10 protein-coding genes are annotated in these 8,940 nt (G+C 62.1%); 4 read left to right on the forward strand and 6 right to left on the reverse strand.

Annotation, left to right across the window (positions count from 1 at the left end; all coding sequences use genetic code 11):
* Positions 1-16: 16 nt before the first annotated feature.
* From CTATCC11996_RS22965 to ruvC, 4 genes are all read left to right on the forward strand, one after another.
* Positions 17-877 (forward strand): energy transducer TonB, encoded by an 861-nt coding sequence (locus tag CTATCC11996_RS22965; protein ID WP_003081110.1) that lies wholly within the window; start codon positions 17-19, stop codon positions 875-877.
* Positions 878-1,058: 181 nt separating this feature from the next.
* Positions 1,059-1,925: a shikimate dehydrogenase gene (aroE, locus tag CTATCC11996_RS22970; protein WP_003081112.1), complete on the forward strand. Its 867-nt coding sequence runs from the start codon at positions 1,059-1,061 to the stop codon at positions 1,923-1,925.
* Between the two features lie 12 nt (positions 1,926-1,937).
* Positions 1,938-2,666, forward strand: coding sequence for a monofunctional biosynthetic peptidoglycan transglycosylase (gene mtgA / locus CTATCC11996_RS22975; protein WP_003081114.1), 729 nt, complete (start codon positions 1,938-1,940; stop codon positions 2,664-2,666).
* Positions 2,667-2,770: 104 nt separating this feature from the next.
* Positions 2,771-3,319: a crossover junction endodeoxyribonuclease RuvC gene (ruvC, locus tag CTATCC11996_RS22980; protein ID WP_003081116.1), complete on the forward strand. Its 549-nt coding sequence runs from the start codon at positions 2,771-2,773 to the stop codon at positions 3,317-3,319.
* On the opposite strand, the gene CTATCC11996_RS22985 is transcribed toward ruvC, so the two are convergent.
* From CTATCC11996_RS22985 to ftsA, 6 genes are all read right to left on the reverse strand, one after another.
* Entirely contained in the window at positions 3,313-4,149 is an 837-nt protein-coding gene (locus CTATCC11996_RS22985) for an alpha/beta fold hydrolase (protein WP_236597907.1), read from the reverse strand. The genes ruvC and CTATCC11996_RS22985 overlap by 7 nt on opposite strands.
* Before the next feature lie 189 nt (positions 4,150-4,338).
* Entirely contained in the window at positions 4,339-4,767 is a 429-nt protein-coding gene (locus tag CTATCC11996_RS22990; RefSeq protein ID WP_003081120.1) for an RcnB family protein, read from the reverse strand.
* Between the two features lie 202 nt (positions 4,768-4,969).
* Complete coding sequence (locus CTATCC11996_RS25940) at positions 4,970-5,146, reverse strand: hypothetical protein (protein WP_169315354.1); 177 nt, start codon at positions 5,144-5,146, stop codon at positions 4,970-4,972.
* A gap of 11 nt (positions 5,147-5,157) precedes the next feature.
* On the reverse strand, positions 5,158-6,081 hold the full coding sequence (gene lpxC / locus CTATCC11996_RS23000; protein WP_003081124.1) for a UDP-3-O-acyl-N-acetylglucosamine deacetylase: 924 nt from the start codon (positions 6,079-6,081) through the stop codon (positions 5,158-5,160).
* 253 nt (positions 6,082-6,334) lie between these two features.
* Positions 6,335-7,528, reverse strand: coding sequence for a cell division protein FtsZ (ftsZ, locus tag CTATCC11996_RS23005; RefSeq protein ID WP_003051295.1), 1,194 nt, complete (start codon positions 7,526-7,528; stop codon positions 6,335-6,337).
* Between the two features lie 146 nt (positions 7,529-7,674).
* A complete protein-coding gene (gene ftsA / locus CTATCC11996_RS23010) occupies positions 7,675-8,904 on the reverse strand; it encodes a cell division protein FtsA (RefSeq protein ID WP_003051293.1) in 1,230 nt (409 codons plus the stop codon).
* Between the last annotated feature and the right edge of the window lie 36 nt (positions 8,905-8,940).

Here is an 8,940-nt window from a genome sequence, read left to right on the forward strand (position 1 = left end):
TCGCCCTGACGCTGCCGTGAAACTGCCCACCTCTCTTCGACGACTGAGTACGCTGCAGCTGGCGCTGGGCGTGTCCATCGCCGTCCATGCCGTGTTGCTGACCATCCGTTTCGTGGACCCGGAACGCTTTGAGCGCGTTTTTCAGGACACTCCGCTGGAAGTGATTCTGGTCAACGCCCGCGCCAACGAGACGCCGGACAAGGCCCAGGCCATTGCCCAGACCTCGCTGGCCGGCGGCGGCGATGCCGACCAGGGCCGCTCCACCAGCCCCATGCCCTACTCGGCCCTGACGGCGGTGGGCGATGATTTCGAGGAAAAACAGCGTCAGCTCGATGCCATGCAGGAACAGCAGAACCAGTTGCTGACCCAGCTGCGCCAGCAAGTGGCCGCGCTGCCCCCCATAGACCCGCGCCTGAGTGCCGACAACAAGGCCCTGGAGGCCCAGGAAGAAAAGCGCTTGCAGCTCATCAAGCTGCTGGCCGAGATTGAAAAGCGCATCAACGCGGAAAACGCCCGCCCAAAGAAGCGCTATATCAGCCCCGCCACCAAGGAGGCCGTGTATGCGGTCTACTACGATGCGCTGCGCCGCAAGGTGGAGGACAAGGGCACGGAAAATTTCCCCGAGAACAAGGGCAAGAAGCTGTATGGCGAGTTGGTCATGATCCTGACTGTGAATCATGACGGCCGCGTACTTTCCACCGAAGTTGTGCAGGGTTCGGGTAACCGCATGCTCGATACCCGTGCCGAGGCCATCGCCCGGGCCGCCGGCCCCTACGGCCACTTCGGCCCGGCCATGCGTACCAAGGCCGATCAGATTGCCGTCGTCTCGCGCTTCAGGTTCACACGCGAGCAGACACTGGAAACAGACATAAGGTGACCCCCTGTGCTGCCTTCGGCGCCTTCCCCCGCTCTCGCATCGCTTCGCTTGAGGGCGGGGAACGCAGCCAGCGCAGCGGGACGGCCCTTGCGCGGCTGCCTTGGCTCAGGCTTGGCTGGTTTCGCAGGCTACTGCCCCAACGCATACCCAACTCTGCTCAGCGATTTCCTTCAGCCTTTTTATGACAAATACGCTTGATGCCTACTGCGTCATGGGCAACCCCGTTGCCCATAGCCGCTCCCCCTGGATTCATGCCCGCTTTGCCGAGCTGACCGGCCAGCCCCTCAGCTACGACCGCGCCCTGGTACCGCTCGATGGCTTTGCCGACTTTGTGCGCGACTTTGCCGCGCGCGGCGGCAAGGGCTGCAATGTGACCGTTCCCTTCAAGCTGCAGGCTGCCGAGCTAGCCACCAGCGCCAGCGAGCGCGTGCGCCTGGCCGGTGCCGCCAACACTCTGGTATTCAGCGCCGACGGCATTCATGCAGATAACACCGATGGCCTTGGCATCGTGGCCGACATCACCCGCAATGCCGGCGTGCCCATCACCGGGCGCGATGTGCTGCTGCTGGGTGCGGGTGGCGCTGCAGCCGGCTCACTTGGCTCGCTGATCGAGCAACAGCCGCACCGCATCGTCGTCACCAACCGCACACAGGCCAAGGCGGTGGCGCTGATTGAGCAGCACGCGGCCATTGCCGCACTACATAAAGTAGAACTGGTAACACTGGAAAGACAAGTGCTTGAGACCGATTTGGCCCAAAATTTCGATATCGTCATCAACGCCACGGCCAGCAGCCTGGCAGGTGCCGATGTACCAGCCCCCTCATCGGTGCTGCACGCACGCAGTCTGGCCTACGACATGATGTATGGACCCGCCGCCCAGAATTTTCTGAACTGGGCCAGCAGCCATGGCGCACTGGCGCGTGATGGCCTGGGCATGCTGGTGGAGCAGGCCGCCGAGTCCTTTGCGCTCTGGCGCGGCGTACGTCCGCCGTCGACACAGGTGCTGGCCGAGCTGCGTGCACTGCTGCTGACCGAAGCGGCCCACTGAGGCGGGCAGATCATGAAAGCTCTGGGCCGACTGTTGCTGCTGATACTCTGCTCGGCCTTGCTGCTGCAATTGTTTTTTGTGGCACGCATCGCAGTCATGGCCTGGCTGGACCCGGAGTCCACCAGCTATCAGCGCTCCGAAGCCTGGCAGCTTGTGCACAGCAGCGAGGGCCTGCGCTGGCGCCAGCAATGGGTGGACTACGACCAGATCTCCGGCAGCCTCAAGCGCGCGGTGATTGCCTCCGAGGACGCCGGCTTCATGGACCACCACGGCGTGGAATGGAATGCCGTTCAGAGGGCATGGCAGCGCAACGCACAAGCCGAGGCCAGGGCCATGCAGGCAGAAAAAGCCGGAAGCAACAGCAAGCCAGCCAAGGTCTATGGCGGCTCCACCATCACCCAGCAGCTGGCCAAGAACCTGCTGCTGTCGGGCGAACGCAATTTTCTGCGCAAGGGGCAGGAGCTGGTGCTGGCGCAATTGCTGGAGCTGATGCTGAGCAAGCAGCGCATTCTGGAGATCTACCTCAACAATGTGGAATGGGGCCAGGGCGTGTTCGGCGCCGAGGCCGCCGCCCGGCATTACTTCCACAAGAGTGCCGCCCAGCTCAATGCGGCTGAGGCAGCACGACTTGCCGCCATGCTTCCGGCGCCCAAGCGCTTCGAGAAAATGCCGCAATCGCGCTATCTGGCGCAGCGCAGCCGCACGATTGCGCGCTATATACCGATGGTGACGCCCCCCTGAGGCGCTTCGCCTGGGCGGCCCCGCGCCCTCCCCCGAGGAAGCGGCTCTTGCTTGCCGCCACCCGTATGGAGCGTGAAGGTTTTGTACGTGGATAATCGACAGCCATGCGAATTCTAGGAATCGACCCCGGCCTGCAGACCACGGGCTTTGGCGTCATCGACATGGAAGGCCAGCGCCTGTCCTATGTGGCCAGCGGCACCATACGCACCAACAAGATGGAGCTCGGCGACCTGCCGGGTCGCCTCAAGGTGCTGTTTGACGGCATCTCCGAGGTCGCTGCGCGCTACCAGCCTGAGGTAGCCTCCGTGGAAATCGTTTTCGTCAACGTCAACCCGCAGTCCACGCTGCTGCTGGGCCAGGCACGCGGTGCGGCGCTGACGGCCCTGGTCAACGCCAATCTCGCGGTTTCCGAATACACCGCCCTGCAGATGAAAAAAGCCGTGGTCGGTCATGGTCGCGCAGCCAAGAGCCAGATTCAGGAAATGGTCAAACGACTGCTGCAACTGCCTGGACTGCCTGGTACCGATGCCGCCGACGCGCTGGGACTGGCCATCACCCATGCCCATGCGGCTGCAGCCATGGGACTGATGGCCAAGTCCACCGATCTGCGCCGCAAGCAACATGCCATGTACCGGGGCGGACGGGTCTATTGAGCCAGTGCGGACCTGAGCCTGATCCACTGCGCGATCCAGGGAAACACATCGGATTGCGCATTGCCGGACATCAGCAACCGACTGTGGCTGTAGTCCTCCGCAAAGCCTGCGGCCTTGCTGCATAGCAGAAACTCCACATCAGGCCCTCCGAAGGCCCTGGCAAGGGCTTCACAGCCCCGCCAGGGAGCGATCACACGGTCCGCAGATCCTGCCAGTGCCAGAACGGGAATCCGAACCTGGGCCAGGCTGCTCGGATAATCCATGCCGTCCTTCCCGACAAAGCTGCGGCACAGGTTCCAATGGCACCACTGCCGCATCAGGCGAGCGCTTTCCCTCTCGGGACCCACCATTGAGCTTGCGGTCAGCCATTGCCTACGGCCTATCCAGGCCCTGTACCCGTGGATTGCGATCCGCGCTGAAAAGGTTGCAGCTGCATGGGTCGTCTGGGCGGCCAGCAACACGAGACCGGCCAGATGCGCCTGCGCACGCTCGGGCTGGCGCCCTGCCCAGATGGCTGCTGCAATGCCCCCACCACTATGCCCGATGAATACCATGGGCCGACCTTGCTCCTGGCGGAGAATCTCTTGAAGAGCGCTGTCAACGTCCTGCTCGGCCACAGTTTCCAGGTCGTAATCGTGGCTGACTGACTGATTCAGCCCATGTCCTCGCCAATCGAAAAGCCAGACGCCAAAACCCTGCGCAGCGAGGAATCGACCCAGCCTCTGGCATGAGGAGGCGCTGGAAAACGTGCCGTGCGTCACGACCACCACCGCCCCCCGCGCGGGGCCGATACGTGTCAGCACGATGGAATGCCCATCCCCGGTCGTCACATCGACTCTTCGCATATAAGGTCAACCCTCCGTGATCCACTCCCGGTCTGTATTGCAGTGCGTCCGGAGAATGTTCGGCCAGATTCTGGAGATGGTCAATTGCATGACCCAAAATGAGCCTGCTTTAAAGGACTCCTTCCCATACAAAAAAGCCGCGGCATGCCGCGGCTTTTCGAGAGGTGTCACGGTTTAGTAATTGCCCAGCACCATGGAGGCGATCACGCCTGTGGCAATGGCCACCAGCAGATAGTCGCCGCCGTTCTGAATCCAGTGATAGCCACGCGGCGGTGCCGACAGACGGTGACCACGCCAGTCATTCACCACATAGTGCTGGCTGCGGTATTGGGGCGGCACGCGACTGCCCTTGTACCAGTTATGGTCGGGACCACCGCCACGACGACCATTGTCGTGACGATCGGCATGTCGGTCGTCGCGCTTGTCATAGCGCTGCTCATGCCGGCCACGATCATCATGGCGACCGCCATGGCGCATGTCCTGCTGTCCATGACCATTGCCCCGGCCGGGGGGCGGTCCGGGCTGCGCCTGGACGGCCAGACTGCCCAGACCCAGGCATGCGGCAATGGAAGCAGAAAGAATGCGGGTAGTCAAACGGGACATGGGTACTCCTTTGTCGAATCGTTTCGGTCAACAAGGTGTGCGGCCAGTCATGGCGGTCGCAGCGACTCCATCTTTACCCAATTTCGGCACCGCAAGAAGTGAGCAACTGCCGATTTACCACTTTTTGCGCACTGTTTACAGAACAGAAACCCATGAAGCGCCGAGCCGGATTTGGCAAGCCGCTATCAATATTCACTAGCTCTCAGATGATGCGCCCGACAAACATCACGGCAAAAAAGGCCAGACCGGCGATCACCGTCCACTTGAACAGCAAGAAGCCCAGGCGCTTGTAGTGCGCCTTGCCGGTGCCCAGGTAGAAGGCAAAGCTCAGTGCCGAAGCCAGAATCAGCAAGGCGGCCAGCCAGCGAAAGATCAGCATGGAGGTCTCGCTCACCAGGCCTGGGCAGGCATGGCAAAGCCCTGAGGAGCCTGGCGCTCGCTCTCGAAGGTCACCATCTCCCAGGTCTCGGGCTGAGCGATCATGGCGCGCAGCAGCTTGTTGTTGAGGCCGTGCCCCGAGCGAAAGGCGCTGTAGGCACCGAGAATGGGCTTGCCGATCAGATACAGGTCGCCGATTGCATCGAGTATCTTGTGCTTGGCAAACTCGTCGTCATAGCGCAGGCCGTCGCTGTTCAGGACCTTGTAGTCGTCCATGACGATGGCGTTGTCCAGCCCGCCGCCCAGTGCCAGGCCATTGTTGCGCAGCATTTCCACGTCCTTGGTGAAGCCGAAGGTGCGTGCACGGGCGATATCGCGTGTGTAGTTGTCCAGGCCCATGTCGAACTCCACGCACTGCCCCGTAGAGTCCACTGCGGGGTGAGCGAAGTCGATCTCGAAGCGCAGCTTGAAGCCGTGGTAGGGATCGAAGCGTGCCCATTTGAGGTTCTGGCCTTCACCTTCGCGCACCTCGATCGGGCTCTTGATGCGGATGAAGCGCTTGGGAGCCCTCTGCAATTCGATTCCTGCGCTTTGCAGCAGAAAAACGAACGAGGACGAGGAACCATCGAGAATCGGCACTTCTTCGGCAGTGATGTCCACATAGAGGTTGTCGATTCCCAGACCGGCGATGGCCGACATCAGGTGCTCTACCGTATGCACCTTGGCGCCGCCGCTGCCAATGGTGGAGGCCATGCGCGTATCGGTCACTGCCTCGGCGGAAATGGGGATATCCACAGGCTCGGGCAAGTCCACGCGACGAAACACGATGCCGGTATCAGGCTGGGCAGGGCGCAGCGTCAACTCGACACGCTGGCCGCTGTGCAGGCCCACGCCTACGGCACGGGAAATGGTCTTGATGGTACGTTGCTGAAGCATGCTGGTATTTTAAATGGGACAACCCCGAGCCGGCTTACACCGACCCAGGGTTGTCTTAATCGCTGCGATACAGCGAACTGATGGGCCTTCAGTCCTTAACGAACCAAAGGCCTTTGCAGCTGACCTCTCAAATACTGGCGAGCACCAACTCAGAGATGCCGAGCAAGGGCCGCCCCCGCAGCGATGGCGTCGTCCCCCTCCTGCGAAGCGAGAGAGGGGGAAGCGGCGCAGCCGCTCAGGGGGTGTCGGGCTGTCAGTCCGCCTGCTTGCGCAGGAAGGCCGGGATCTCCACATCATCCATGCCGCCAGATGCCAGAGCGCTCACACGCTCCGAAGCCTGGGTGCGGTTGGTGCGCCAGACGCTGGGCACATTGGTGTTGGCCGTGCCGTATTCCATGCCGCCCAGGGGAGGCAGGCCCACGGCCACGTTGTCGGTACCAGTACGCAGACCGCCCTGCACCACCTGGATGTTCTGGCGACGCACATTGGGACGCGACAGGCCGGTGGCCACCACGGTCACGCGGATCTCGTCGCCCAGCGAGTCATCGTAGGCTGCGCCATAGATCACATGCGCATCGGGAGACGCGTAGGCGTTGATGGTGGACATGGCCAGACGCGACTCGGACAGCTTCAGGCTGCCCTTGGCGGCGGTCACCAGCACCAGCACGCCCTTGGCGCCGGACAGATCGATGCCTTCCAGCAGCGGGCAGGCCACGGCCTGCTCGGCGGCGATGCGGGCACGATCGGGACCAGCAGCCTTGGCCGTGCCCATCATGGCCTTGCCTGGCTCGCCCATCACGGTGCGCACGTCTTCGAAGTCGACGTTCACATGGCCGTACTCGTTGATGATTTCGGCAATGCCGCCCACGGCGTTCTTCAGAACGTCGTTGGCATGGGCAAAAGCCTCGTCCTGGGAGATATCGTCGCCCAGCACATCGAGCAGCTTTTCGTTGAGCACAACGATCAGCGAGTCCACATTCGCTTCCAGCTCGGCCAGGCCGGCGTCAGCGTTCTGCATGCGGCGACCACCTTCCCACTCGAAAGGCTTGGTCACCACACCCACCGTCAGAATGCCCATTTCCTTGGCCACTCGTGCGATCACAGGCGATGCACCGGTACCCGTACCACCACCCATGCCTGCCGTAATGAAGAGCATGTGCGCGCCTTCGATGGCAGCGCGAATATCTTCCACAGCAGCTTCCGCAGCATCGCGACCCTTGTCGGGCTTGCTGCCGGCACCCAGGCCGCTGCCACCCAGATGGATGGTGCGGTGAGCGCGGCTGCGCAACAGAGCTTGAGCATCGGTATTGGCCGTAATGAATTCGACGCCCTGGACGCTGCGTTCGATCATGTGGTCGACGGCATTGCCGCCGCCGCCGCCGACGCCGATCACCTTGATCTGCGTGCCTTGGTTGAATTCTTCGGTTTCAATCATGTCGATAGGCATGGTGGTGCTCCTGTTCTCTGTTGGTGGTTGGTCGCTGCTGTGGAAAAGAAATTTCGAACTCTTGAGGTCTTCGCGGTCTTCGTCGTCGATACCGCGAAAAATCCATCTGTGGTGGTCCGGTGATGAACATGCGATAAGTGCTCATATCAGAAGTTCCCCACGATGAAGTCTTTGAACCGGCCAAAAGCGGTCTTCATGGAACCGCTCTTCTGGGCCACCTTGTAGCCACGCAGACGTGCCAGGCGTGCTTCATCGAGCAGGCCCATCACCGTGGCGGCACGGGGCTGGGCGACCATGTCGGCCAGCGCACCGGAATATTTGGGAAGCCCGCGACGCACGGGCTTGAGGAAGATGTCTTCGCCCAACTCGATCATCCCGGGCATGACGGCGCTACCGCCCGTGAGCACGATGCCCGAGGACAGTACTTCTTCGTAGCCCGATTCTCGGATGACCTGCTGCACCAGCGAGAAGATCTCTTCCACGCGGGGCTCGATCACGCCGGCCAGGGCCTGCTTGCTGATCATGCGCGGGCTGCGGTCGCCCAGGCCCGGCACTTCGACCTGGGCATCGGGATCGGCCAGCAACTGCTTGGCATAGCCGCTCTCGACCTTGATGTCCTCGGCATCCTTGGTGGGGGTACGCAGGGCCATGGCGATGTCGCTGGTGATCAGGTCACCGGCAATCGGGATCACGGCCGTGTGGCGAATCGCACCGCCGGTGAAGATGGCCACATCGGTCGCGCCCGCGCCGATATCCACCACGGCCACTCCCAGCTCGCGCTCGTCGTCGGTCAGCACGGCCTGGGCCGATGCCAGCGGGTTGAGCAGCAACTGCTCGACTTCCAGGCCGCAGCGGCGCACGCATTTGATGATGTTCTCGGCCGCGCTCTGGGCGCCGGTCACGATATGGATCTTGGCTTCAAGGCGAATGCCGCTCATGCCGATGGGCTCGCGCACCTCGTGGCCGTCGATGACAAACTCCTGCGCCTCGACCAGCAGCAGACGCTGGTCGGACGAGATATTGATGGCCTTGGCGGTTTCCATCACGCGGGCCATATCGGTGGACGAGACTTCCTTGTCCTTGATGGCCACCATGCCGCTGGAATTCAGGCCGCGGATATGACTGCCCGTAATGCCGGTGCACACTCGCTGAATCTTGCAATCCGCCATCAGCTCGGCCTCTTTGAGCGCCTGCTGGATGCTTTGCACGGTCGCATCGATGTTCACGACCACGCCGCGCTTCAAGCCGTTGCTGGGGGCTACGCCCAACCCTGCCAGCTTGAGCTCGCCATTGGACATGACCTCGGCCACCACCGCCATGACCTTGGCCGTGCCGATATCCAGCCCAACAATCACATCCTTGTATTCTCTTGCCATATCAGCTTCCGCCCCCGGTAGGTTCTGTCTTGTCTT

Source organism: Comamonas testosteroni ATCC 11996 (assembly GCF_000241525.1).
GTDB classification, from domain to species: domain Bacteria; phylum Pseudomonadota; class Gammaproteobacteria; order Burkholderiales; family Burkholderiaceae_C; genus Comamonas; species Comamonas testosteroni.

Coding starts and splice junctions, on each gene's coding strand:
- CTATCC11996_RS22990 (WP_003081120.1), bottom strand. CDS start 4,767: ATGTCCCGTTTGACTACCCGCATTCTTTCTGCTTCCATTGCCGCATGC.
- lpxC (WP_003081124.1), bottom strand. CDS start 6,081: ATGCTTCAGCAACGTACCATCAAGACCATTTCCCGTGCCGTAGGCGTG.
- ftsZ (WP_003051295.1), bottom strand. CDS start 7,528: ATGCCTATCGACATGATTGAAACCGAAGAATTCAACCAAGGCACGCAG.
- ftsA (WP_003051293.1), bottom strand. CDS start 8,904: ATGGCAAGAGAATACAAGGATGTGATTGTTGGGCTGGATATCGGCACG.
- CTATCC11996_RS25940 (WP_169315354.1), bottom strand. CDS start 5,146: ATGCTGATCTTTCGCTGGCTGGCCGCCTTGCTGATTCTGGCTTCGGCA.
- ruvC (WP_003081116.1), top strand. CDS start 2,771: ATGCGAATTCTAGGAATCGACCCCGGCCTGCAGACCACGGGCTTTGGC.
- mtgA (WP_003081114.1), top strand. CDS start 1,938: ATGAAAGCTCTGGGCCGACTGTTGCTGCTGATACTCTGCTCGGCCTTG.
- aroE (WP_003081112.1), top strand. CDS start 1,059: ATGACAAATACGCTTGATGCCTACTGCGTCATGGGCAACCCCGTTGCC.